We start from the raw sequence: 24,727 nt of genomic DNA on the forward strand, positions 1-24,727 counted from the left end.
CGAGCACCTGTTTCTACCACACCGAGCGTTCGTCGGTCACGACCACCTCTTCGTCGACGACGGCACAGCAGTTCTCGTAGGGGACGAACGCGGCGAACTGGCCGTCGATGTAGCATTCGATGCCTCGCTCTATCTTCTCGTAGCTGTCGCACTCGATCTGGCCTTCGTGGAGGATGACGCGGTACATGTACGAGAATACGTGGTGAGGCGTAAAATCCGTGACGCGGGGTTTCAGCCCGTCGTCATTGTGGTCGTCACTCTCGTTCGGTGATGGGTTCGGCCTCGTCCGCGGTCGGGAGGTCGATGGCGGCTGCGTATTCGAGGGCGTCCGCGACCCAGCCGTCGCCGGCCCCAGCGTCCCCCGCACTGGGGTCGGGGCATCTGGGTGGCTCATCGGGTGGGACGAGGACCTGCACGATGTGGTCGCTGTCGGTCACCTCGACCAGGTGGCCTTCGGGGTACTCGTCGACGTGGGCGTGGTCGAAACGGTCGCGGAGGGCCCGGATGCGTGGTGTCTCCGCGGTCAGGAGGTCGCCGACGTCGAAGACCGGCGGGTTCCGGGTTCCGAAGTCCTCGGCGGCGGTGAACACCGGGCCGAAACCCGTCTCGAGGGCGGTTCGGGCCGCGACGTGCCAGTTGGCCTCCTCGGGTGAGCGGCTCGCGCTCGCGTCGGAATCTGGTGGGTCGTCGGGGCCGTTGTCGGTTCCAGCGTCCTCGTCGACGGTCGGCGCGGCGACGGTGTAGTCAGTGGGTCCCTGGAACGCCCCGTACGCGGTTTCCGGGCCCGGAGACCCATTGCCCGGGGCGACACCCGCCTGGCCGCCATCCAGCGCGCCGGCACCCGGCCCGGCAGGGTCGACCGTTGCGGTCTCCTCGACCGGGTCGAAGCTGGTGACGGAAAAGCGAGCGGCGGCGGTGCCGTCGGTCACCACGACCTGCACACCGTCCTCGCTCGCGTGGAGGAGTTGACAGCGGAAGTTGTCGGTGAGTTGCTGAGACAGTTCGTGATGGATAACCGCCCCTGTCGACGTGTCCGGTCCCGACGACGTGGTCGACTGCAAGCCGGTGGTCGAGCGCAGGGGGGTACTCGACTGCTCGGGCGGCATCGGCGTGCGCTCCTCGAACACGCGGGTGACGACCCAGAACGTCCCAACGAACAGGAGCAGCACGAGCGCCAGGAACACGAGGTAGTTCACGCTGGTCTCACCTGGTGGCCGAGGCTGGCGGTGGGAGGGCGTCGCATCTGTTCCTGTCTTTCACCGGACAGGAAGAAAACGGTGTCGTTCGGCTTACTGTTCGGCCGTCTCCGTGTCTTCAGCCTCCTCGTCCTCGTCGTCCGGGATGACCTCGATACCCCGGTTGTTCACGGCGTTGGGGTCGAGCCCGACCTCCTGGAGGAACTGCTTGTACTCGCGCTCGCACGTCTCGGCGGCCTTCTGCTTGTCGGAGGCGGCCGAACAGAGCGCGGCGAGGTCCTCGGGCACGTCGTTGGTGTAGACGATGTAGTGGTTGATGAGGTCGGAGAGGCGGCGAATGGGCGAGGTGAAGTGCCCGTAGATGTCGAAGTTCAGGGCGTGGTGGCCGCCGAACGGGTCGGACATGTACTTCGCGCGGGGCATGACCTTCATCACGGCCCACTGGATCTTGCCGAGCTGGCGCTCGGGGGCGGTCTCCAGCGTCGCGTTGACGGCCTTCCGGGGGTCGTCCCACGTGTCGCCGGGGATGGAGACGCCATCGAGGTCCTGTATCTCGACCAGCGCCTTGTCCCACTCGTCGGGGGTGGGCTGGGGGTGGACGCGGTACATCGCCTCGACGCCGCGGTTCCACATCAGGACGTGCGTGACGGCCTTGTTCGCCTTCAGCATGCACTCCTCGATGATGGTGTGGGCGCGGTCCCGGCGCGGGTTCAGGACGAGCGAGCCGTCCTCCTTGCGCTGCTCGTGCAGGCGGTCGGCGACCTCGAACACGAGCGAAATCTCGTCGTGGAGGTCGGCGTCGGGTTCGTCGAGGCGGCGCTCGGTCTGGGTGTAGGTCAGGCGCTCGTCCGAGTGGATGACGGACTTGTAGATGTCGATCTCGTCGTAGCTGAGCGTCTCCTTGTCCAGTTCCATCTGGACGGTGTGGGCGAGGCGGTCCTCGTTGGGGACCAGCGAGCAGACGGTTTCGGCCAGCATCGGCGGGAGCATGTGGATGGTGTAGGCGGGGAGATAGACGGTGTTCCCGCGCTCGACGGCCTCGGCCCACATCGCGCTCTCGGGGTGGACGTAGTGGGTCACGTCGGCGATGTGGACCCACAGCGTGAACGTCTCCTCGTTCTCGCGGATGGAGATGGCGTCGTCGAAGTCCTGGGCGTCGACCGGGTCGGTGGTCCACGTCGTCAGGTCCCGCAGGTCCTCCCGCTCGTCGAGTTCGTCCTGTATCTCCTGCTGGACGTCTGTGGTCCGTTCCTCGGCCTCGTCCATCACCTTCTGGGGGAACTCGTCGCGGATCTCGAACTTCTCGAAGAGTTCCTCTCGCTTGTTCTCGAGATGGCGCGCGAGTTCCTCGTCGATCTCGACGGGGCCCTGGCCTTCCGCAGTCCCGGCCGCGGCCTGCGCGCTCGTATCATCACTCATATCACTGGCCTACGCCCGGCCTGCACGAAAACGTGTCGGGGCGGCCGCGCCGCGGTGGCGGGTGCCCCTGTCTCGCCCGTTACTGCTCGGAAGCGCCGTAGCGCTCCTGTACGAGGCGGTCGTACGTTTCGAGGAACTCCTCCTGGCTCATCGTCGCTTCGTCGATCTCGCAGAGGAGCGATTCCAGTTCGTCTCGCGGCTGGTGGCACTCGGCACGATAACACGGCTTGCAGAGGAACTCGAACTCCTTGCCGGTGCGCTCCCAGCGGTTACCGTACTTGTCGTACTCCCGTGCGTTCCGACGTGGAACGTCCTCGCCACACGAGATGCACGTAACGGTCTCGTCTCCCCGGTCTGTCCGGGAACCCCACATACATCCACAGATGCAGGGGAGGGTTAAAGCCCTTGTCGCGGTGAGGCATGCTAGTTCTTGAAGGCGCGTGCTCGGTGAGAGCGCGTCGTTTATGCGGCTTCCCTTCGACCGCCCGAGTATGCAGGTCAAGTCACGCCATCACCTTCGCAGCGACGACGTGAACGAGGTCGAATCCGCGGTCTCGGAACAGCTCGGCGTCGAACTCGATGGGGACGCCTACGAGCTCGTCGAGCTCGACGGGAGCGAGTTCGACCTCGTCCTGGTCGACGGCGAGCCCCACATCTGTTACGTCGACGACGAACCGTTCCTGACCGTCGCGGGCGCGAACGCCCACGAGGTGACCCGCCGCGCGGTGACGGTCGACGCCGGTGCCATCTCGTTCGTCTCCGGCGGCGCGGACGTGATGCGCCCGGGCATCGTCGAGGCGGACTCGGACATCGCCGAGGGCGACCTGGTCGTCATCGTCGAGGAGACCCACGGGAAGGCGCTCGCCATCGGTCGCGCGCTGACGAACGGGGACGACATGGTCGGCGACTCGGGCAAGGTCGTCGAGTCGCTCCACCACGTCGGCGACGACCTCTACGAGTTCCGGGTCTGACCCCGGCGTAGTCTCTCGATTCCGCTCGTCTCACCTCTGCTGGATGCCACTGGTGCCTGAGGAGTCAGGCACGTAACTCATCCGCTCTGCGACCATCCATCTACTCGAGGACAGGGCATCCCCCTGGTCTCACAGTGCCTCTGTGCGCCGCTGCCCGCGGCGCCATCTTCACGTATCACATACCGCCGAGTAGCCGGTGCGCTGCCGTCTCAGGCGTCCGATACCGCATCCATGTCGTCGTCCTCGTAGGCGTCACCGTACTTCTCCAGCGCGGCCTCGAACCCCTCGCGCGCCAGCTCGTAGGTCTCGCGCAGGTCCGAGATGGGCGTCTCGGTGGCGTCGACCCGGAGGTCGTCGTAGTAGGGTTCGGGGTCGCGCTCCTCGGTGGTCGCCACGCGCAGGGCTGCGCTCTGGATGGTGAGGTCCTCGCGCTTGTCCCCGCCTGCGGCTTGGCCCGCCTCCAGGGCGTCCACGAGTCGTTTCGCCAGTGGCTCGTCGCGGTCGCCTGCCTCGTACTCCTCGGCCACGGCATCGACGACGCCCTCGCCGGCGAGCAGGTTGCCTGCGACGGTGTAGTTCTCACCGACACGGTCGCCGGCCCAGTCCATGCACTCGTCGCCCGTGAACGCGAACTCACCCTCGTGGCCGACGCCGTGGAGCTGGCGCGCCGGGGCGTTGTCGTCGGCGTTCAGGAGGCCCTGCAGGGCGTCCGCGACCGCGAGCCCGTCGTCGAGGTACTCGATGCCCTTCCGTCCGAGCCGGACGTTGGTCAGGCTCTGTGTCGAGACGGCCCCGTTCTCGCTGACCCAGGGGCACAGCGCGCCGACGCCCGGCAGCCGGGTGGTCACCGCGACGCCGAAGCGGGTCTGCTCGTCGCCGTCGTCGTCCTCGTACGTCTCGCGCACGCAGATGCTGAAGGTCATGTCCCTCGCTTCGGAGTGGAGGACGAAAAGTGTCTATCTCGCGCGCTTCCCGGCCGCGGTCACGCTGCGGGTCGCGTTCGCGGTTCGGCCGGTCGCGTCGGTGACGGTCAGGGTGGCGGTGTAGGTCTGGCCGCCGCCCTTCTTCACCTGCACGGTGGCGCTGTCGCTGTGCTGCCCGCCGGAGACCGACCGGACCACTGCGCCGACGCTGGCACCGCCCTCGTCGAACACCTCGAAGACGACCTCGGCGAGGTCGCCGTCCGAATCCGTGACCTCCCACGTGCCGGTCACCTCGGCGTGTGGGTTCGGGCTCCCGGCTTCGGTCACGGCGAAGCTCACGACCTCGGGTGCGACCGCTGCCGGCGGTTCCGGGGCCGTCCCGGCGGTCGTGAACGCTGCCACGTCGCCGGTCATCGAGCCGGCGCTGTTCTTCCCGACGATGCGGTACTCGTAGTCGGTGCCGGGGGTGAGCTCGGTGAGGCTGGCGGTCACCTGCCCCGTCTCCGAGCGGACCTGTTCCGGGGTCGTGACCGACAGTGAGCCCGCCTCGCCCCACTCGAAGTACACCGTCGCGGTGTCCTCCGACCCGAGGTCGGTCAGCTGGCCGGTGAGGTCGGCGGCCGTCTCGGTGACCGCACTCGCGGGCTCGGTGGCGACCGTGGGCGGTGTCCCGGGGTCGCCGCCACCGTCGCCGACAACCACGCTCTCGGTGACGGTCGTGGACCCGTCCATCACCGTCAGTCGCGCCTCGTAGGTCCGCCCGCCACCCTTGTGGATGTGGATTGTCGCGCTGTCTTCCGTCGTCACGCCGATGGCCGTGCGGGTCACCGAGTCGACCAGCGCCCCGCCCTCGTACACCGCGTAGACGACCGACTGGATGTCACCGTTGGGGTCCGAGACGGTCCACTGGCCGGTGAGGTCGGCGTGCGGGTTGTTCCCGCTCGTATCGCTCGCGGTGAAGGCGTCGATGCTCGGCGGGGTCGGTGTCCCCGAGAGCGTCGTGAACTGTCGGATGGCACCCGAATCGCCGCCGTCGCTGCCGGACACGAGTGCCTGCACCTCGTAGGTGGTCTCGTCGGTCAACCCGGTCACCGGGGCCGTGTAGCCCGTCGGCGCGGTCGTGAGCGTCTCGGGAGCCGTCTCGGTCCACGAGCCGCCGACCGGCCGGTACCGGAACCAGGCCTCGACGCTGTCGGCGGTGCCGAGATCGCCGAGGGTGCCCCGGAGGGTGGCTGCGTCGCCGGTCACGTCCGTCGGGTCACCGGTCAGGACGACCGGGGGTTCCGGGGTCGTCCCGGTCGTGAGGAACGACAGGGTGTCGCCACTCGCGAACCCGGCGTCGTTGGTCGCCACCAGCTGGAATTCGTATGCGCTGCCGGCGGTGAGGCCGGTCAGGTCCGCGACGATTTCACCGGTCGCAGAGACCGGCTGTTCGGGGGTGGTCGTCGTGAGACCCATCCCGGCGAGCCCCCACTCGAAGTAGGCCGTGACGTCGCCGGCCGTCCCGAGGTCGGTCACCCGACCGCGAAGCTGGGCGGTCGTCTCGCTGACGCCACTGGCCGAATCGGTGAGCACGGTCGGGAGCGTCCCTGCCGTGGGCTCGACGCCCAGGGCCCGGTCGACGCGGGCCAGCCCAGCGCCCTGCTGGGACGCCGAGAGTCCGAGGTCGTCGGCGGTCGCTTTCAGCTGCTGGCGGGCCTGGGTGCCGGTGTAGCCCGCCGCCAGCAACAACGCGACCGCGGCGGTGACGTGTGGACACGACATCGAGGTACCGTTCTTCAGCCCGTAGCTCCCACCGGCGAGCGCGGACCGGACGGCGACACCGGGTGCGATGAGGTCGACCTCGGGGCCCGTCGAGGAGAACGAGGCGAGGCCGTCGCCCTCGTCGCTGGCCGACACCGCGATGACGTCGGGGTAGGCCGCCGGGTAGCCCACACAGTCCGAACAGCCGCCGTTGCCCGCCGAGGCGACGAGCGTCACCCCGGCCGCGACGGCGTAGGCGACCGCGTCCGAGACGAGATTGGAGTCGCCGCCGCCGAGGCTCATGTTCGCCACGTCCCAGCCCTGGTCGGCGACGTGCTGGATGCCCGCGGCCACGTTCTCGTAGGAGCCACCCCCGTTGCAGTTGAGGACCTTCACGGCGTGCAGCTCTACCCCCGGTGCGACGCCGATGACACCAAGCTCGTTCACCTGGGCCGCGACGGTGCCGGCGACGTGGGTCCCGTGTCCGTCGTCGTCGTCCCAGCCGTGGTGGCAGGTGTTCGGGACGCCACAGCTCTCGCAGGCGACGAAACTCGCGCCCGCGCCGACGACCGCCTGCAGGTCGGGGTGGTCCGAATCGATGCCGGTGTCGACGATGGCGACGTGGACCGGTGTTCCGCTCCCCGTCACGCCGGTCTGCCCGGCGGCCTGGGCCGTCATCGCGCCGACGCGCTCGATACCCCACGGCACGGTCTGGCCGGTGGCCTGCATCGTCCCGTTCGCCTCGACGTACCGGACGTGCGGGTTCCGGCGAAGACCGTCGAGCGCGGCCGCCGGGAAGGTCCCCACGAGCGCCTGCCCGATGGCCGGACCGAAGTCGAACTCGCGACTCACACGGGTCGCGACCTCGCGGGCGCGGGCGAGCCCGACCGCGTCGCTCGTCCCGACGATATGCTCTCCTGTCACTGCGCTGGCAGCGGCCGGTGCCAGTCCGAGTCCGACCGTACTGCCGGCGAGGCCACGGAGCAGCTGACGGCGTGAAAACTGCATGATATCTCTCTTGCAGAGAGGGTTCGAACCCGTATGAACGGGTCCTGAGCGGTCAGAAAGGAGCTAACCAGCGAGATGGCCGCCCGTGTCAGCAGGGATGTAGGTGGTAGTGCCGCCGCGAGAGACTCAGACCCGCGGGTCGTCGAGTTGCACCGGACGGATAGCCGTCGCGGTCGCGCCCGTCTCGTCACGCGCGGTCACACGGACGAGGACTCGGCCGGACCGGGTCGTGCGCGCGTCGTCGCCGACGCCGACCGCGGTCGTCCCGGTCACCGTCTCACCTTCGACCGATTCGGTCACCGCGGTCCGTTCGCTGTTCTGGCCGATGACGCAGACGGTGACCGCCTCGAGGTCACCGTCACCGTCGGTCGCCTCCCACGAGACCACGACCGCCCGTTCGTCGGTGTCGGTGTCGGTCAGGACGGCGTCGAGCGTGACGCCCTCGACCCGCGGCGGAATCGGCTGGGTGGCCCGTGTCTTCCCTGTTGTGTCGGCATCGGTCCGGATCGTGTCGGCGTCGTCGCCTGTCGACAGTCGCCTCGTTCTCTCCCCTGTCATCGTCGTTCACCTAGACAGAGGTTCGCATGGGTCATGAGGCCCCCACGGACCACACCGTGAGTACCTGCGCGTGAGGTGCGTCGCCCCCGGTAGGTGCGGGCGAGCGAGGGACTCATCGCGCTCCGCTGTGCGTCTCTCCCCGTTGTCTCGGCCCTTCCGGCCGCCCGCGTCCCCCGTGCGCCGGCGGCGATAGAAGGGAGCGACCCCCTCCGGTGTCGTTCCATAACCTCTCAGTAAACATAGGTCTCCCGTGGGTATGAGTGTTCGCTAGCCCGCCACGTGCGGACGTCGGCGTCGCCGAGGGCCCAGCCGGAATCAGGTGCAGAAAGACGGGCGTGGCGGGAGCGTTCCAATCGTTCGACTCCCACTCACCGACCGACTGAGAGACGCCGAAAAAGTAACAGTTCTGGGACAATTGTGTCACGTGTCTGCGGTGTGTCCGACGCAAGAACTATACCGGTCCCGACGGACCTTCTCGGGTATGGGGTTCATGTCCAAGATCCTCGGCACGAGTGGTTCGCGTAGCACCGAGGACTATCTCGAACTCGATCTCGACGACTTCGATACCGTCTCCGGCGAGGCAGCGATGCAAGTACACATCGCGGAAGTCGCCGGACAGGCGGACGCTATCGATATCAAGGACGCGGTGTACGACGGAGACCTCGTCATCGCCGACATCACACGGTTGCGCACCGAAGACCGCACCGTCGACCACATCATCGACGAACTCCGTCAGGTGGCACAGGAGGTCGACGGCGACATCGTCCAGAAGGGTGACGACCAGCTCATCGTCACGCCGACGGGCGTGAAGATCAGCCGCGAGAAACTCGGGCGCGACTGAACCAGCCTCGCTCGCGACCCGGGCGTCGGCGAGACCGTCTTTTATATCCTATCGAGCGGCCAGCAACGGCATGTCCTGACCACCTGTTCGCGACGGGTCTGGGCCGTTGTGCAGCGTGCCCGTCGCGAGACACCGCGTCGCTGCCTGTTCACTCGCTCCGAAACCCACCAGCGGCGGCGGGAGACTCAGAAGTGGTCCTTGCCCGGGTTCGAGGAGCCCCAGTCGCCCCGGCCGCCCTCGGTCCGGTCGACGCCCATGATGGACTCGGCCTGCTCGACGCCGAGCGATTCGCCCGTCTCGGGGACCCGCACCGTGACGTCCTGTATCTCGGGCCACTTGTAGAGCTCTGCCTCGATGTTCCCGGTGGTGATATCGGCCACCGAGCAGCCGCTACAGCCGCCGCCGAGTTCGATGACGACCTCACCGGTCTCGGGGTCGGCCTCGCGGACGGCACTGGTCCCGCCGTGCATCTGGATGATCGGCATCTCGCGGGCGAGCCAGCGTTCGAGGCGCTCTTTCAGCGTGTCCCCCTCGCCGTCTGACGAGTCGGTACTCATTACCGAACCGTAGGCGGCCCGAACGTGAGAAAGCTTTGGGTCTCGTTCGCACGATTCCGCAGGAACGACCGTGAGGAACCGGGTTACTCCCGGTTGCGCTGGCGGAGGAGTCGTGCCCCGGCCAGCCCCGCACCGGCGAGCGTCGCGAGGATACCGAAGCCCGGCGTGGCGCTGGTCGACGCGTCGTCTTCAGTGGTCGGTGCCTCGGTGGCCGTGGCTGTCGGGGTCGGGGTCGCCGTCTCGGTCGGCGTGGGCGTCGGGGTCGCGGTGGCAGTCGTCTCCGTCGTCATCGGCCGGTCCTCGCCCCACCACACGTCGGTCGGTACCTCGTCCATCTCGCCGGCGGTGTCGGGGAACGTCACGAGGCCCTCTGCGTTGACGCTCCCGACCTTGTGCGCCGAGGCCACGTAGAACTCGCCGTCGACGGCGGTCCGGGCGGTCCAGAACGCGTAGGTGCCGGGGTCGGCCCACCACGCGATGCGCTCGGGGTTCTCGGGGTCCGACACGTCGTGGACCGTCACGCCGCCCTGGTACCAGCTGGTGTAGAGGCGGTCACCCCGAATCTCGAAGTTGTGCGCGGTCGTCCACGTCCCGTTCCGGTAGGTGTTGCTCACCGAGTTCGGCGCGTCGATAGCCGACAGCTTCTGCGGGTTCGCGGGGTCGCTGATGTCGAAGAGTTCGAGGCCGGACGGGCCGCCCTCGTCGTCGTCCGGGTTGGTGTCCCAGGACTCGCCGCCTTCGACCATGATGCTGGCGTCGTCGTTCACCGTGACGTAGTGGTCGTTCCCGAGCGGTTCGAGGTACTTCGACTGGCTCAGCTCGTCGAGTTCGGCACGGGTGTAATCACCCTTCCGCCCGACGAAGGAGGGGTTCGCCGGGTCGCTCACGTCGACCAGGAACACGCCCGCGTCCCAGTAGGCGCAGTAGGCGATGCCGTCCTGGACGTACAGGTCGTGGAGGACCGTGTTCGGGGGAATCTCCGCCCACTCGTCCGACCAGTCGCCGGGGTTCCACGTCGCGAGGCGCTCGAACGACGAGCCGGAGACGTCGATGATGTCGAGGTCGTAGCCGCCGGTGAGGTAGGCCACACCGTCGACCAGGTGGGAGTTGTGGTTACCGTGGCTGGGCGTCTCGAACCAGTCGCCGACCTGCTCGGGGTTGGCCGGGTCGGAGACGTCGAACACGAAGATACCCCGGGGACCGCCGTTCTGTGCGGCCGTCGGGACCAGCACGCGGTCGTTCTCGTACTTCACGTCGAGGACCTCCCGTACGCTGTCCCCGTCCGGGTCGGTGAGGCCGGCGGCGTCACCCAGTATCGAGAGGTCGCTCGGGTCGGAGATATCGACCGAGACGAACCCGGAGCCGACCGCGACGTAGGCGACGGTGGCGTCTTCGTTCACGACGGCCTCGGCCGCGCCGTCGAGTTCGATGCTGTCGAGGGGTTCGTAGCCGGCCTGTTGGTCGGTCGCGCCAGCTGCTGCACCGCCGAGCAGCGGGAGCGCGAGCGCACCGGCACCGGCTCGCAGCAGTGTCCGTCTATCGATTCGTGAGGGGGACTCGTCCATGGTCCGGGTGACCCCTGTAGAAAGATAAATCTGTCCGAACCCCTGTGAAAGATACTGATTTTCGACTGTCAGTCGTCCCGTCGGCGGCGGAACCGGGCCGCGCCGAGCCCGAGGCCGGCGACCGTCGCGAGGATGCCGAAGCCAGGGGTACTGCCTTCGCTGTCGGCCGCGGTGCCGGTCGGGGTCGCCGTGTCGGTGTCCGCCTGGGTCGTGGTCGTCTCGGTCGGGTCGCTTGTCGTGGGCTGGGCCGTCGTCTGCTCGGTCGTGGTCGGCTGGGCCGTCGTGGTGGTCGTCTGTGACTCCTTGCTCACGTAGTCGGGCCAGTCGCTCTCGGTGACGATGCTCGTGTTCGAGGGCGCAGTGAACACACCCGGCGGGTCCGCCATCTCGCCGGCGGTGTCGGGGAACGTCATGAGGCCACCCGTGGTGTCCTGGCCGGGGCCCATGTTGCCGGCGACGAAGAAGTCGCGGTCGCCCGCGGCCTTCGCGCCCCAGAACTGCGTCGACTCGGGGTCGCGCCACCAGGTGATGCGTTCCGGGCTGGCGGGGTCCGAGACGTCGTGGATCATCACGCCGCCGTAGTACCAGCTGGTGTAGAGGCGACCGTCGCGCACGTCGAAGTTGTGGGAGGTGGTGAACTTCCCCTGGAAGCTCTCGTCGGCGGAGCCGGGGGCGCGGATGGTCGTGAGCTCCTCGGGGTTGGTCTTGTCGCTGATGTCCCAGACGTCGATACCGGAGGCCCCACGGGTCTCGTCGTCCGGGTGCATGTCCCAGGACTCGGCACCGATGTACAGCGTCTCCGCGTCGTCGTCGACCGTGACGTAGTGGTTGTTGCCCGCCGGCTGGATGCCGATACGGCTGAAGTCCTCCTGTTTCAGCTGGGAGAGCTTCGCGGCATCGAGGCCGCCCAGCCGGGAGACGACCTCGGGGTTGGCTTTGTCCGAGATGTCGACGATGAACGTCCCGGCTTCCCAGTTCGCGAAGTAGGCGTAGTCACCCTGCACGTACAGGTCGTGCAGGCTGCGGAGCCAGCCGTGGACGTCTTGCCACTTCTCGTCGTGGTCGATGATGCCGAACTCGCTGACCTCGCTGAAGCTGTCCTCGGACACGTCGAAGATGCGCATCGTCTCGCGGTCGAAGTCGCTCCGGGTGAGGTAGGCGTGGCCGTCTGCGAGGAACGAGTTGTGGATGGGGTGGTCGACCTTCTGCACCGCGAGCTGTTCCGGGTTCGCGGGGTCGGACACGTCGTACAGCAGGGCGGCCTTGACGAGCTTGTCGCGGCTCGGGCCGTTGGGACCGACAACGAGCAGGCGGTCACCGTCGGCCTTCACGTCGGCGACCATCTTCATCGGGCCGTTCTCGGCGTCGGCGAGGAGGTCGCGCTGCTCGGACACGACGGTGGGGCTCGCCGGGTCGGTCACGTCGACGGCGGCGAAGCCGCTGCCGGCGGCGACGTAGGCGGTCTTCCCGTCGTCGCTGACGGTCACTTCCTGGGTCCCGTCGACGGTAGCACTGCCGAGAGGAGCGTACGATTCGGTAGGGAGGGCGGTTGCGACGGAGCCGACGGCGCTCGCCGCGAGCACGCCGGCACCCGTTCGCAGGACGTCTCTGCGTCGCATACCGCCACGGACGATTTGTGCACCTGAAAAACTGCTGTAATGTAAGTCGCTGTTTGTGTTATGGGCTCACACGATTCCGGGTGCCGAGCCTGTCGGTTCCCCGGTGGCTACCGCCGGAGCTTGGACCGGTCGCCGGTCCCCGCGGTCAGGGCGCTGGCGAGTGCCCCCTTGACGACGACGTCGTCGCCGAGGGTGGTCAGCTGGATGTCGGGGACGTTCGTCATCACCATGTCGTCGACCCGCTCGCGGATGGGATCGAGCACCATCTCGGTGTTGTTGAGCGCGACCGCGCCGCCGATGTAGACGACGATGGGTGCGAACGAGTGGACGACGTTGGTGACGCCGATGGCGTTCCAGTGCGAGAACTGGTCGACGACGTGGCTGGCGAACTCGTCGTCGTGGGCGTGTTCGAACACGTCTTTCGCGGAGAAATCGGGGTCGTCGAGTGGCAGGGCCGTTTCGAATTCGGGGTCGTCGTCGGCGAGAAGTCGGGCGTAGCGTGGAATGTTGTTTCCAGAACAGTACGCCTCCCAGTGTCCGTCTTTGCCACAGCCGCAGGTGAGTCGTCCCTGTGGGTCGACGACGTAGTGCCCGACCTCACCGGCGTTCCCGTCCCAGCCGTCGACGACCTTGCCGTCGATGCAGACACCCGCGCCGATACCCGAGGAGATGGTGATGTACACCATGTCGTCGGGGTTGCGGTCGGCGAAGAAGCGCTGGCCGATACAGCCGGCGTTGGTGTCGTTGTGGAGGTAGACGCGCTCGGAGTCGACGAGCTGCTCGACCGGGCCCGTCAGGGGAACGCGCTCGACGGTGTCGGGCAGGTTCGGGGGGTTCTCGAGGGTGCCCTGGGCGAGGTCGAGCGGCCCGGCCGCACCGATACCCGTCGCGTAGACGTCGGTCGGCTCGACGCCGGCGTCCGCGCAGGCCCGGCGGAGCGTGTCGAGGACGGCCTCCGTCACGTCGATGCCGGTCGGTCCCTGTGGCGTCTTCGTGCGATACGAGCCGATGATTCGCGCGTCGTCGTCGCCGACGACGGCTCGGACGTTCGTCGCGCCGAGGTCGACGCCCGCGTACGTGGCCATTGAATGGGACACGGACGGGCGGACACTTAATTCGTTAGATTTACTCGCGAATGAGTACGGGAACCCGTCACATTCCCGGCTCAGTCGCCGGACCGCGAGGGAAGCCGCGGGATTAGCCACGAGAGGAACGCGTCCTCGCTGCGGGTCTGGAGCCAGACGGTGCCGGGCCCTTCGAAGTCGACGACGAGCCCTTCACCCGAGAACAGGGTGGACTTCAGGCCGCCGACGCGGCGGACGTCCCAGCTGGTCGTGCCCTCGAAGGCGACGATGTGACCGGAGTCGATGGTGTAGCGCTCGCCCGCGGCGAGTTCGACCGGTTCGACCGCGCCGTAGCTGGACATGAACACGGGGCCCTCGCCCGTGAGTTCGAGGAGGAAGAAGCCTTCCCCGCCGAGGAAGGACCGACCGCCGCCGAAGGTCGTGTCGACGGAGAGTGAGGGGTCCGAGGCGAGGTACGAGCCGGCCTGGACGTACAGCGTCTCGCCGGTCAGTTCGTGAGCGACCACGTCGCCGGGCAGGGCAGGCGCGAGGGTGACGTGCCCGGGCTGCTCCGCGGTGTAGGTGTTGCGGAAGAACGACTCGCCGCCGAGGACCGAGCGCTTGACGCTCTTGAACAGGCCGCCCTCGCCGCGGCTCGTGTTGATGCTCATGCCGTCTGTGTGCGAGACCAGTGCGCCGGCCTCGGCCATCAGGGACTCAACGGTCGTGAGGTCGACGTCGAGCAGGGCGAAGGAGGGACGGTTTCGAATCTCGTATTCCATGGCGGAGTAATCGCTTCACAGATATATCTCCCAATCGGTGTGTGCGACATCCTCAGGCATGTCGACGTACTACACGGTACATGGACCAGCCAGACCTGACAGACGTCGAGATAGACGCGCTCCACCGGACCGAACTCGCTCTGGAGTGGCTCCGGCGGGCCCACGGACACCTGCTGGAGTTCCATCACGGTATCGGGCACGCCATGGACCACCTCGACGCCGCCGAGGAACTCCTCCGCGAGAGCGGGCACACCGACCTCGCGGACGAGATTCGTGACCAGCACCTCCCTCGCGGCGTCATCGACCACGGCCCGACGCCGGAGGAGGGCGACCGCTGGTCCTACGACGTCGTGGAGACGTTCGAGGCCGGGTTCCTCGCGGACATGGTCGGCTTCGAGTCGCGAACCAGGAACGAGGTGGCCGACGGGAAGCGACACGTCGCCGAGCGCCGGCAGGAACGCGAGTGGCGCGAGCGGGCTAGTCGCGGACGAACGTGACCGGGCACGGGGCCGACAGCATCACTTCCTGCGCGGTCGAGCCGAAGACGGCCTTCCCGGTCGGCGAGCGCTTGCGGCCCGCGACGTACACGCGGTCGGCGGAGACGGACTCGGCGACGTCGACGATGGCGCGGCCGTGGTCACCGACGGCACCTCTGACCGAGTAGTCGACGGCGGCGTCGTCGAGGTGGGTCGTGAGGTCGCGGATGGTCGCCTGTCGGCTCGCGACCTCGTCGGGGGTCGCGTCGTTCGGGTTCGCGAAGTCGAGGCGGTCGCGGGTGCTGTCGTACTCGTCCTCGGTGAAGGCGTGGGTCAGCACGACCGACGCACCGGTCGGGTCGGCGACTTCGACGACCGATTCTGCGAGTCGTTCCGTGCGGTCGCCGTCGCTCGGGCCGACGGCGAGCACGATGGTCTGGATGGACATGGAACGTCCTGGTCACCGGAGCCAGTAAAAACTTCTGGAAATTTACTCGCTTCTGAAGAAAATTCTTGGAACGACTCGTTATGGGGCTCCGGGGCCAACGCATCGACATGATTCGACCCGACCTCACCGACCAGGTCGCACTCGTCACGGGGAGCGCGAAGGGCCTCGGCCGCGAACTCCTCCTCGCCATCGCCGAGTGCGGTGCCAGCGTCGCCGTCCACTACCGCACCAGCGGTGACGAGGCCGAGACGGTCGCCGAACTCGCTCGTGAGTGCGGCGCACCCGGCGTCACGACCGTCCAGGCCGACGTGACCGACCCCGACGACGTGGCGGCACTGTTCGATGCGGTCGAGGCCGACCTCGGAACCGTCGACGTCCTCGTGAACAACGTCGGCGCGTTCGCCCCCCGGCACTGGTCCGACATCGACTATGGGACCTGGCAGACCGTCTTCCAGACCAACGTCGACGCAACCTTCCTGACCTGTCGGCGCGCCATCCCCGCCATGCGCGAGCAGGCGTACGGCCGCATCGTCAACGTCGGCTATGCGTCCAGCGAGAAGGGACTCGTCAACCCGAAGAACGCGCCCTATTTCATGGCCAAGGCGGGCGTCCTGATGTTCACCCGGATGCTCGCCGCCGACACCCAGGACGACGGTATCACGGTCAACGCCATCTCGCCCTACGTCATCGAGAACTCCGACGAGTTCCCCGACGAACTCCCGCGGGGGAGAGCCGCCAGTTACGCCGACATGGAGCAGGCCATGCTGTTCTTCCTCGACGAGGACTCGGACTACATTAGCGGCGAGAACGTCGAGGTCGACGGCGGCTGGCTGCCCGAGAAGGTGTAGGCCGGAGGCCCGGCGACGCAACCACACCGGTGGTAGTTTTCACCCGAACCGGAGTCAGTTTCATGTGTACCCACCCCCATCGTTGGGGTGACACGTCGTAATGAGTGCGCGAACCGGGGTGCTATGGATCGAGGGGGCGGCAGGGGAGTCGCCCCTGTCCGACCAGCCCGCGGTCCGCGTTCACGAGGCCGCCGACCGGGCCGAGGCGGCCGCCACACTCGCGTCGGCCCGGGTTGATTGCATCGTCTGTCCACAGGCCCGTGAGGGCCTCACCGGGCTCGCACTGCTCGAACGACTCGGCACCTCGCACCCGAACGTCCCGAGCGTCCTGGTCTCCGAGACGCCCGACGACGACCTGGCGACTGCGGTCGCGAGCGGTGCCATCACGGAGTACCTCCCGCTGGCCATCTGGGAGGACCCCGGCGCACGCCTCGCGGACCGGGTCCACGCGCTCGCCGACGCGCACGACCCGACCCGACCCGACGAACGGACCCTCTCGGGGCTGCTCGCGACGGCCCGGGAGCTGATGACGACGCGGGCACCCGCCGACATCGCGAGCGTCGTCGCCGACGCCGCGAGCGAGATTCTCGAGTACGAGAGCGCCGCGGTCTGGCTCGTCGACGACCACGAGGAGGTGTTGCGACTCGCCGCTGGCTCGGACGTCGCGAACTACGGTGTGGGGTCGGGACCCGTCGGCTCGGTGTTCGAGTCCGGCGAACCGACCGTCCACGAGACCGACGAGGGGGCGACGATGTACTATCCGCTGGGCGACCACGGCGTCATGGCCGTCACCGCCGACAGCGTCCGGGCGATGGAGGACGCCGACGTCCAGCTCGCGGAGATACTCGCGGCCAACGCTTCCGCCGCGTTCGGCCGTGCTGCTCGCGAACAGGCACTCGAACTCTACCAGACTGTCGTCGACAACGTCCGTGAGATGGTGTACGTCCTCGACGAGGACGGCCGGGTCGTCCTGGCCAGCCAGCAGATCGTCGACGCGGCGGGGTACGACCGTGACGAGATCGTCGGCAAACACGTCTCGAAGTTCTTCACGCCCGACGGCCTCGAGAAGGGGACCAGGGTCATCACCGAGATGCTCGCCGAGGACGAGCCCGGGAACCGGACCTACCGGACCGAGGCGATTCAGGCCGACGGGACGACGATTCCCGTCGAGATAGAGCTCTCGCTGTTGCCGACGGAGAACGGCGAGTTTCGGGGGACCATCGGCGCGATCCGGGACATCTCCGACCTCGTCGAGACCGAAGAGCGACTGGAACACGAGCGCGACCGCTTCCGGTCGCTGTTCCGGCACATCCCCGACCCGGTCGTCGACACCTGTTTCGAGGGCGGCGAACCCATCATCGAGGGTGTCAACCCGGCGTTCGAACGCGTCTTCGGCCACGACGCGGCCGACGTCATCGGCTCGTCCGTCAACGACGTCCTCGTCCCGGCCGGCGACGAGGCGGGCGGGCGCGAACTGGACCGCCAGACGCTTGATGAGGCCCCGACCTCGGCCGAGGTCCGGCGCGAGACCGCCGACGGCGAGCGCTTCTTCCTGTTCCGGGGCATCCCCTACCGGGCCGGCGACCAGGAGACCCACGCGTTCGGCATCTACACCGACATCACCGACCAGCGCGACCGCGAGCGCCACCTGCAGGTGCTCCACCGGGTGCTCCGGCACAACCTCCGGACGGACATGGGCGTCGTCATCGGCTACCTCGGTGAACTCGAGGGTGAACTGGACGACGAGGACCAGCTCGCGCTCATCGAGCGCGTCACCGACCGGGCCGAGGACGCCGCCCGGCTGGCCGACAAGGTCCACCAGCTCGAACAGGTCATCCGGCGCGACTCCGACCTGAACCCCGAGCCCATCGACGTCACCGAGCGCGTCGAACCGCTCGTCGACCGGGCCCGCGAGGTCGAGCCGGACGCGACCATCCGCTTCTCGAGCCCATCGGCCTGCGTCGCCTACGCGGACGAACGCCTCGACCTCGCGGTGGAGAACCTCATCGAGAACAGCATCGAGCACACGCCGAAGGACCAGCCGACCGTCGAGGTGACGGTCGACCGGACACCGGAGTACGTCGAGATCGGCGTCGCGGACGACGGCCCGGGCATCCCCGAACACGAGCGGGCGTTGCTCACCGGCGACCGCGACGTGACGCGGGTCGAACACGGTGACGGGCTCGGGCTCTGGGTGGTCAACTGGGTGGCACGGTCGCTCGGCGGCGACGTGCGGTTCGGCGACCCCACGGAGGGGAGCGAGGTCGTGTTACGACTGCGGCCGGACGATTCCTGAGCGACCGGGCTCAGTTCCCTTCGAGCGCGTCGATTGCGATACCCGCGACGACCAGCGCCTCCTTCGGGGCGTCGCCGCTGTCGGTGATGTTCACCTCGTACTTGTCGGCCAGCGAGAGCTGGCCCTCGATGGTTCCCAGGGACTTGCCATCGGGCGATTCGATGGTGTACTTGTGCGGGAGGAAGCCCATCAGCGGGACCTGGTGGCGGAGGAACTCGAGCAGCGCCCCCTGCCCTTCGATCTTCGCGAGGACGCGGCCGTCCGGTGCCCGGACCTGCCACTTGTGCTGGAAGAAGGTGAAGTTCTTGTCGAGGATGGCGACCTCCTCGCCGGTGCGCTCGTCGGTGATGGTGTAGTCGCCGGCGTGGTCCATGATGCCGCCGGCCTTGATGGTGAACACCGTCTCGCCGTCGGGGGACTTGAACGGGAACTCCTCCTTGAGCTTGAAGCGCTTCTTCTTCGCCTTGAGCACCACGTCGCCCGCCTTGTCGAAGACGGTGTACTTGCTCCGTATGAGGCTCTGTTTGATGTCGTAGTGGTCGTCGCTGAGGTCGATGCCCGATATCACACTCATGGCCTTTCGTTCCCCGGTATCGTATTTAAAACCTTACCCGTGTCTGGGTGGACTCTTTCCTGTCACCTCGCCGTCTTCTGTCCCCCACGCTCGTCCGGAACCGACACCCTAAGGATGGTACCGCCCTTGCCAACAACCGAATGACCAAGGAGTACATCGAGGTCAGGGGTGCCGAGGAGCACAACCTCAAGGACCTCGACGTGCGTATCCCCCGCGAGCAGTTCAACGTCGTCACCGGGCTCTCGGGGTCGGGCAAGTCCTCGCTCGCGTTCGAGACGGTGTACGCCGAGGGCCAGCGCCGATACATCGAGTCGCTCTCTGCCTACGCGAGGAACTTCCTCGGGCAGATGGACAAACCGCAGGTCGAGACGGTCGAGGGGCTTTCCCCGGCGATCTCCATCGACCAGAAGAACGCGGCGAACAACCCGCGGTCGACGGTCGGGACCGTGACGGAACTCCACGACTATCTCCGCCTGCTGTACGCCCGCGTCGGCACGCCGCACTGTCCCGAGTGTGGCCGTGAGGTCGGCGAGCAGTCCGCCCAGACGATGGTGTCTCGCCTGCTCGACCTCCCCGAGGGGACGAAGGCGATGATCGCCGCGCCGGTCGTCCGCGACCAGAAGGGCGCGTTCGAGGACCTGTTCGACGACCTCGTCTCGGAAGGCTATGCGAGGGTCGAGGTCGACGGCGAACAGTACGACCTCACCATCGAGAAACCCGAACTCGACGAGAACTACGACCACACCATCGACGTCATCGTCGACCGCGTGAAGCTCTCGACGGAGTCCCGGGCACGCATCGGCGACTCGGTCGAGACCGCCCTGGAGGAGGCCGAGGGCCTGCTGAAGGTCATCCTCCCCGACCCGCCGGAGGACGTGGACATCGGCGGCTCCGAGTCCCGCTCGACCGGCGACCTGGCAGGTGAGGGCGACGACCGACTCGTCCTCGAGTTCTCCGAGGACCTCGCCTGCACGCACTGCGGCATCGACTTCGCCGAGATAGAGACGCGCAGTTTCTCGTTCAACTCTCCCCATGGCGCGTGCCCGGAGTGTGAGGGTATCGGCGAGACGAAGGAGGTCTCCGAGGACCTGGTCGTCCTCGACGAGTCCAAACCTATCAAGCACGCCTTCGAGCCGTGGAGCTACAACCGGTCGTACTACCGGACCCGGCTCGACAACGTCGCGGCCCACTTCGGCGTCTCGGTCGACACCCCCCTCGAGGACCTCGACGAGGACGTGAAACGGCAGTTCCTCTACGGCACCGACGAGGAGGTCGTGTTCAAGCGCCAGACGAAGAACGGTATCCGGCGCAAGGAGAAGCGCTTCGAGGGCATCATCCCGAACCTCGAACGCCGCTACGTCGAGACCGACTCGCAGGGCACCCGCGAGCACATCGAGGACTACATGTCCGTCACCGAGTGCCCGGCGTGTGAGGGGACCCGACTCAAGCCCGCCTCCCGGTCGGTGCTCATCGCGGACACCGCCATCACGGAGATAAACGGCATGAGCATCGGCGACGCGCTGGAACACTTCGAGGGGCTCGAAGCCCACCTGAACGAGCGCGAGACCCACATCGCCGAGGAGATCCTCAAGGAGATTCGCGCCCGTCTCGGCTTCATGACCGAGGTCGGCCTTGAGTACCTCACGCTGGACCGCGAAGCCTCCACACTTTCGGGTGGAGAGAGCCAGCGCATCCGCCTCGCGACCCAGATCGGCTCCGGCCTCGTCGGCGTCCTCTACGTGCTGGACGAGCCGAGCATCGGCCTGCATCAGCGCGACAACGACCGGCTGCTCAACACCCTCGAGGAGCTTCGCGACCTCGGGAACACCCTCATCGTCGTCGAACACGACGAGGAGACGATGCGCCGCGCCGACAACGTCATCGACATGGGCCCCGGTCCGGGCAAGCGCGGTGGCGAGGTCGTCGCACAGGGTGATGCGGACGACATCATGGGCACCGAGGGCTCCATCACCGGCGACTTCCTCGCCGGCCGCAAGCAGATTCCCGTGCCCGCCACCCGGCGCACCGCTGACAGCCACCTCACCATCGAGGGGGCCCGCCAGCACAACCTCACGGACATCGACGTGGACATCCCGATGGGCTGTTTCACCGCCATCACCGGCGTCTCCGGCTCCGGGAAGTCCACCCTGATGCACGACGTGCTGTACAAGAGCCTCGTCCGCCGGATGAACGACAACAAGTCGGTGAAACCCGGCGAACACGACGACATCTCCGGCATCGACAACATCGAGACGGTCCGCCTCATCGACCAGTCGCCCATCGGTCGCACCCCACGGTCGAACCCGGCGACCTACACCGGCGTCTTCGACTACATCCGCGAGCTGTTCGCCGAGACCAAGCTCTCGAAGCAGCGCGGCTACAAGAAGGGCCGCTTCTCGTTCAACGTCAAGGGCGGCCGCTGTGAGGAGTGTGGCGGGCAGGGTACCGTCAAGATCGAGATGAACTTCCTCTCGGACGTGTACGTTCCCTGCGAGGAGTGTGACGGCGCGCGCTACAACGACGCCACGCTCGACGTGACCTACAAGGGCGCGACCATCGCAGACGTGCTCGACATGAGCGTCGAGGAGGCGTACGACTTCTTCGAGTCCTCCTCGCGCATCCGCCGCAAACTCAAGCTGCTGAAGGATGTGGGCCTGGACTACATGAAGCTCGGCCAGCCCTCGACCACCCTTTCGGGTGGGGAGGCCCAGCGCGTCAAGCTCGCCGAGGAACTGGGTAAGCGCGACACCGGCAACACGCTCTACCTGCTGGACGAGCCGACGACCGGCCTGCACTCGGCCGACGAGAAGAAGCTCATCGACGTGCTCCACCGGCTGGTCGACAACGACAACACGGTCGTCGTCATCGAACACGAGCTCGACCTCGTGAAGAACGCCGACCACGTCATCGACCTCGGCCCCGAGGGCGGCGAGAAGGGCGGCCAGCTCGTCGCCGAGGGGACGCCCGAAGAACTCGCCGAACATGACGACTCCCACACCGGGCGCTACCTCCGCGACCTGCTTCCCAGCGTGGACCGCGAGGGCCCACGCGGCCAGCGCGTCGAACCCGAGACGCGCGAGATGGCGGTGCCGACCGACGACGACTGAGTCCGGCCCTTTTTACCTGAAGCCGCGGCCACACCGGCCGTGCCCTGACCCTCACCGCGCGACGGGCAGCGGGTGTACGACACGTCGTCGCGCGAGGCCAAGTGTCGTCTGTTCGCCATACCATTCCGGCCGGAGCGCTACTGTCAAGTATATATTCGTTCGCCGATAGCTATTTGAGCGACTGCTGGTAACACCCGCACGACCGACCGAACCCCCCGGTCACACACGCATGACCGACGACGCACGAGCAACCGTCTTGATCACCGTCGATTCGTTGCGGGCGGATGCGCTCGACCTCGACTCGGAGGACACACACACGCCGACCCTCCGGTCTCTGGCCGACGACGCGACCGTCTTCGAGAACGCCTTCGCACAGGGCAACTGGACGCCCTTCTCCTTCCCGAGCATCCTCGGGGGCACGCCAGTGTTCGCCGATGGCCCACGTATCGGGGTCGGCCCCGGTGCCACGCTCGCGGAGACGCTCCAGCGCGCCGGGGTCACCACCGGTGGCTTCAACGCCTCGAACGGCTTCCTCACCGCCTACTGGGGCTACGACCGCGGCTTCGAGGAGTTCGACGCCTTCCACGCCGAGGCGACGAACCCGGTGAGCAAGCTGTTCTCCGCGCACCCGACCTGGCAGGCCTGGGCACAGTTCGCCACGCAGCCGATGCGCGCAGCAGTCCGCCGACTCAAGGGTGAGGAGAGCTACCCGGCCGAGAACACCTCGCGGATGCGCGACGTGGAGAACGCGGCCATCTCGTTCATCGAGAACGCCGAGGGCGAATTCTTCTGCTGGATCCACTACATGGACACCCACACGCCGTACGTCCCGGCACCGGTACACGTCCGCGAGGTCGCCGACGAGCCGTTCAGCACGCTGCGGATGCTCAGCCCGCACTTCCGCACCGGCCTCGGCCGTGGCATCGAGGAGGGAAGCAAGACGCTGGCCGACCTGCAGACGCTGTACAAGGCCGCTGCCCTGCAGGTCGACCAGAGCATCGGCCGCGTCCTCTCGGCGCTCGAAGACGCCGGCATCCGCGACGAGACCTGCGTCGTCGTCGCAGGCGACCACGGCGAGGAGTTCCTCGAACACGGTCACCTCGCACACTACCCGAAGCTCTACCGCGAGCTCGTCGAGGTCCCGTTCATCGTCGACGCACCCGAGAGCGACGGCCAGCGGGTATCCGACCCGGTCGCACTCGACGCGATTCCGCCGACGGTGTGTGACGCGATGGGCGTCCGCGCACCGGACCACTACACCGGCGAGAGCGTCATGCCGACGGTCCACGACGGCGTCGCGCCCGAGCAGGAGCCGGTCGTCTCCGTCACCGTCAGGGGGGACTCGGTCACCCAGCAGCCGATTCCGCGTCGGCTCGGCGACGGCGACGTGCTCGTCAGCGCCCGGAGCGAGGAGTGGACGTACATCGAGCACCCCGAGGCCGGCGAGCGAGAGCTCTACGACCGCCAGGCAGACCCCGAGGAGCAAGACGACCAGTGGGACGGCGAGCCACCGAACGAGGTCGTCGCGCGGCTCCAGTCCGCCGCCGAGCAACGCGTCATGGCGCTCGACTCCGTCGCGGACGCGTCGCGCTCGGACACGGACCGCGGCGAGGACGAGGAGGTCGTCCCCGAGGAGATCGAAGACCGATTGAGCGCGCTCGGCTACAAGTAGTCGGGCCACCGGAAGGATATCTCAGGACGGAGAGTTTTGTCGCGGGCCGACGTACAGCGAGCCATGCAGTTCGTCGCACTTTCCGACACCCTTCTGACGGTCCGCGAGGGGGAGACGGTCGCACGGTTCGATGGCCACGACTTCGAGTGTGTCGCGGCCGACGGCGACCACGTCTTCGCGGGCACGTTCGACGCCGGACTCTGGCACAGCGAGGACCGCAGTGAATCGTGGGACCGAGTCGACGCCGAACTCCCGGACGCGGTGATGTCGGTCGCGTTCGACCCGCACGACACCGGCGGTGTCTGGGTCGGGACCGAGCCGAGCCGCGTCTTCTATTCGCCGGATTACGGCGACACCTGGACCGAGCGACCCGGCCTCACCGACCTTCCCTCCGCCGACTCGTGGTACTTTCCGCCCCGGCCCGACACGCACCACGTCCGCTGGCTCCAGCCCGACCCGAATCGCCAGGGTCGACTCTTCGTCGGCATCGAAGCCGGTGCGCTCGTCGTCACCGAGGACGGTGGCGAAACGTGGTGCGAGCGCCCCGAGGGGAGCCGTCGCGACAACCACCAGCTCGCGACCCACCTGGACGCCCCGGGCCGCGTATACAGCGCCGCCGGTGACGGCTACGCCGAGAGCGACGACGGCGGCGAGACGTGGACCCAGCCACAGGATGGCCTCGAGCACCGCTACTGCTGGAGCGTCGCGGTCGACCCGGGCAACCCCGACGTGCGACTCGTCTCGGCGGCCGATGGGGCGTACGCGGCCCACCGGACCGAGACCGCGGAATCCTACGTCTACCGGAAGATCGGTGACGACCCCTGGACGCTCGCGATGCGCGGTCTGCCCGAGCCAGACGGGTTCCGCCGGCCGGTGCTGGCACCGGGGACCGACCCGGGGACGTTCTTCGCCGCCACGGACGACGGACTCTACCAGACCGACGACCGGGCCGGTGCCTGGAACCGCGTCGAATCGTGGGACGTGGCCGGCCCGGTCCGGGGACTCGCGGTCCAGTGAGGACTGTCGACGCGAACCGGGAAGGTATTTAGCCGCGACTCAC

The 24,727-nt window shown here is 67.6% G+C and carries 22 protein-coding genes; 8 read left to right on the top strand and 14 right to left on the bottom strand.

Annotated features, from left to right (window positions below):
- Positions 1-13: 13 nt before the first annotated feature.
- The 4 genes from N6C22_RS04945 to N6C22_RS04960 form a co-directional block, all read right to left on the bottom strand.
- A complete protein-coding gene (locus N6C22_RS04945) occupies positions 14-187 on the bottom strand; it encodes a hypothetical protein (RefSeq protein ID WP_261649824.1) in 174 nt (57 codons plus the stop codon).
- Positions 188-254: 67 nt separating this feature from the next.
- Positions 255-1,196, bottom strand: coding sequence for a hypothetical protein (locus tag N6C22_RS04950; RefSeq protein ID WP_261649825.1), 942 nt, complete (start codon positions 1,194-1,196; stop codon positions 255-257).
- Positions 1,197-1,289: 93 nt separating this feature from the next.
- Positions 1,290-2,615, bottom strand: a complete 1,326-nt coding sequence (locus N6C22_RS04955; RefSeq protein WP_261649826.1) for a ribonuclease R family protein — start codon at positions 2,613-2,615, stop codon at positions 1,290-1,292.
- Positions 2,616-2,694: 79 nt separating this feature from the next.
- A complete protein-coding gene (locus tag N6C22_RS04960) occupies positions 2,695-2,988 on the bottom strand; it encodes a hypothetical protein (RefSeq protein ID WP_261649827.1) in 294 nt (97 codons plus the stop codon).
- Positions 2,989-3,106: 118 nt separating this feature from the next.
- On the opposite strand from N6C22_RS04960, the gene N6C22_RS04965 reads away from it, so the two are divergent.
- The gene (locus N6C22_RS04965) at positions 3,107-3,586 is read left to right on the top strand and encodes an RNA-binding protein (RefSeq protein WP_261649828.1); all 480 of its coding nucleotides are present in this window, start codon (positions 3,107-3,109) and stop codon (positions 3,584-3,586) included.
- A gap of 209 nt (positions 3,587-3,795) precedes the next feature.
- Here the strand turns inward: N6C22_RS04965 and N6C22_RS04970 are convergent, their stop codons facing one another.
- The 3 genes from N6C22_RS04970 to N6C22_RS04980 form a co-directional block, all read right to left on the bottom strand.
- Complete coding sequence (locus N6C22_RS04970; protein WP_261649829.1) at positions 3,796-4,509, bottom strand: DUF1028 domain-containing protein; 714 nt, start codon at positions 4,507-4,509, stop codon at positions 3,796-3,798.
- Positions 4,510-4,542: 33 nt separating this feature from the next.
- On the bottom strand, positions 4,543-7,260 hold the full coding sequence (locus tag N6C22_RS04975) for a S8 family serine peptidase (protein ID WP_261649830.1): 2,718 nt from the start codon (positions 7,258-7,260) through the stop codon (positions 4,543-4,545).
- Between the two features lie 126 nt (positions 7,261-7,386).
- The gene (locus N6C22_RS04980; protein ID WP_261649831.1) at positions 7,387-7,818 is read right to left on the bottom strand and encodes a hypothetical protein; all 432 of its coding nucleotides are present in this window, start codon (positions 7,816-7,818) and stop codon (positions 7,387-7,389) included.
- Between the two features lie 481 nt (positions 7,819-8,299).
- Here N6C22_RS04980 and sepF point away from each other — a divergent pair, with 481 nt between their 5' ends.
- Positions 8,300-8,659: a cell division protein SepF gene (gene sepF, locus N6C22_RS04985; protein WP_261649832.1), complete on the top strand. Its 360-nt coding sequence runs from the start codon at positions 8,300-8,302 to the stop codon at positions 8,657-8,659.
- A gap of 185 nt (positions 8,660-8,844) precedes the next feature.
- Here the strand turns inward: sepF and N6C22_RS04990 are convergent, their stop codons facing one another.
- The 5 genes from N6C22_RS04990 to N6C22_RS05010 form a co-directional block, all read right to left on the bottom strand.
- Positions 8,845-9,216 (bottom strand): NifU family protein, encoded by a 372-nt coding sequence (locus N6C22_RS04990; RefSeq protein ID WP_261649833.1) that lies wholly within the window; start codon positions 9,214-9,216, stop codon positions 8,845-8,847.
- Between the two features lie 83 nt (positions 9,217-9,299).
- Positions 9,300-10,781, bottom strand: a complete 1,482-nt coding sequence (locus N6C22_RS04995) for an LVIVD repeat-containing protein (protein WP_261649834.1) — start codon at positions 10,779-10,781, stop codon at positions 9,300-9,302.
- Positions 10,782-10,849: 68 nt separating this feature from the next.
- Positions 10,850-12,400, bottom strand: coding sequence for an LVIVD repeat-containing protein (locus tag N6C22_RS05000; RefSeq protein WP_261649835.1), 1,551 nt, complete (start codon positions 12,398-12,400; stop codon positions 10,850-10,852).
- 107 nt (positions 12,401-12,507) lie between these two features.
- Positions 12,508-13,485, bottom strand: a complete 978-nt coding sequence (locus N6C22_RS05005; RefSeq protein WP_261649836.1) for an ROK family protein — start codon at positions 13,483-13,485, stop codon at positions 12,508-12,510.
- An 80-nt stretch (positions 13,486-13,565) separates the two neighbouring features.
- Positions 13,566-14,246, bottom strand: coding sequence for a TIGR00266 family protein (locus tag N6C22_RS05010; RefSeq protein ID WP_261649837.1), 681 nt, complete (start codon positions 14,244-14,246; stop codon positions 13,566-13,568).
- Positions 14,247-14,326: 80 nt separating this feature from the next.
- On the opposite strand from N6C22_RS05010, the gene N6C22_RS05015 reads away from it, so the two are divergent.
- Positions 14,327-14,743, top strand: a complete 417-nt coding sequence (locus N6C22_RS05015) for a hypothetical protein (protein ID WP_261649838.1) — start codon at positions 14,327-14,329, stop codon at positions 14,741-14,743.
- On the opposite strand, the gene N6C22_RS05020 is transcribed toward N6C22_RS05015, so the two are convergent.
- Positions 14,724-15,170, bottom strand: coding sequence for a universal stress protein (locus tag N6C22_RS05020; protein ID WP_261649839.1), 447 nt, complete (start codon positions 15,168-15,170; stop codon positions 14,724-14,726). The genes N6C22_RS05015 and N6C22_RS05020 overlap by 20 nt on opposite strands.
- Positions 15,171-15,277: 107 nt before the next feature.
- Between N6C22_RS05020 and N6C22_RS05025 the strand changes: the two genes are divergently transcribed.
- Together N6C22_RS05025 and N6C22_RS05030 are read left to right on the top strand one after the other, a co-directional pair.
- Positions 15,278-16,018, top strand: coding sequence for an SDR family NAD(P)-dependent oxidoreductase (locus tag N6C22_RS05025; protein ID WP_261649840.1), 741 nt, complete (start codon positions 15,278-15,280; stop codon positions 16,016-16,018).
- Positions 16,019-16,118: 100 nt separating this feature from the next.
- Complete coding sequence (locus N6C22_RS05030) at positions 16,119-18,314, top strand: PAS domain S-box protein (RefSeq protein ID WP_261649841.1); 2,196 nt, start codon at positions 16,119-16,121, stop codon at positions 18,312-18,314.
- A gap of 10 nt (positions 18,315-18,324) precedes the next feature.
- On the opposite strand, the gene N6C22_RS05035 is transcribed toward N6C22_RS05030, so the two are convergent.
- Positions 18,325-18,888 (bottom strand): hypothetical protein, encoded by a 564-nt coding sequence (locus tag N6C22_RS05035; RefSeq protein ID WP_261649842.1) that lies wholly within the window; start codon positions 18,886-18,888, stop codon positions 18,325-18,327.
- A 140-nt stretch (positions 18,889-19,028) separates the two neighbouring features.
- Between N6C22_RS05035 and uvrA the strand changes: the two genes are divergently transcribed.
- The 3 genes from uvrA (at position 19,029) to N6C22_RS05050 (ending at position 24,684) form a co-directional block, all read left to right on the top strand.
- Complete coding sequence (gene uvrA, locus N6C22_RS05040) at positions 19,029-21,995, top strand: excinuclease ABC subunit UvrA (RefSeq protein WP_261649843.1); 2,967 nt, start codon at positions 19,029-19,031, stop codon at positions 21,993-21,995.
- 229 nt (positions 21,996-22,224) lie between these two features.
- Positions 22,225-23,667 (top strand): sulfatase, encoded by a 1,443-nt coding sequence (locus N6C22_RS05045; protein WP_261649844.1) that lies wholly within the window; start codon positions 22,225-22,227, stop codon positions 23,665-23,667.
- Positions 23,668-23,730: 63 nt separating this feature from the next.
- Entirely contained in the window at positions 23,731-24,684 is a 954-nt protein-coding gene (locus tag N6C22_RS05050) for a hypothetical protein (protein WP_261649845.1), read from the top strand.
- The last annotated feature ends 43 nt before the right edge of the window (positions 24,685-24,727 follow it).

It is taken from the genome of Haloarchaeobius sp. HME9146 (assembly GCF_025399835.1).
GTDB lineage: Archaea > Halobacteriota > Halobacteria > Halobacteriales > Natrialbaceae > Haloarchaeobius.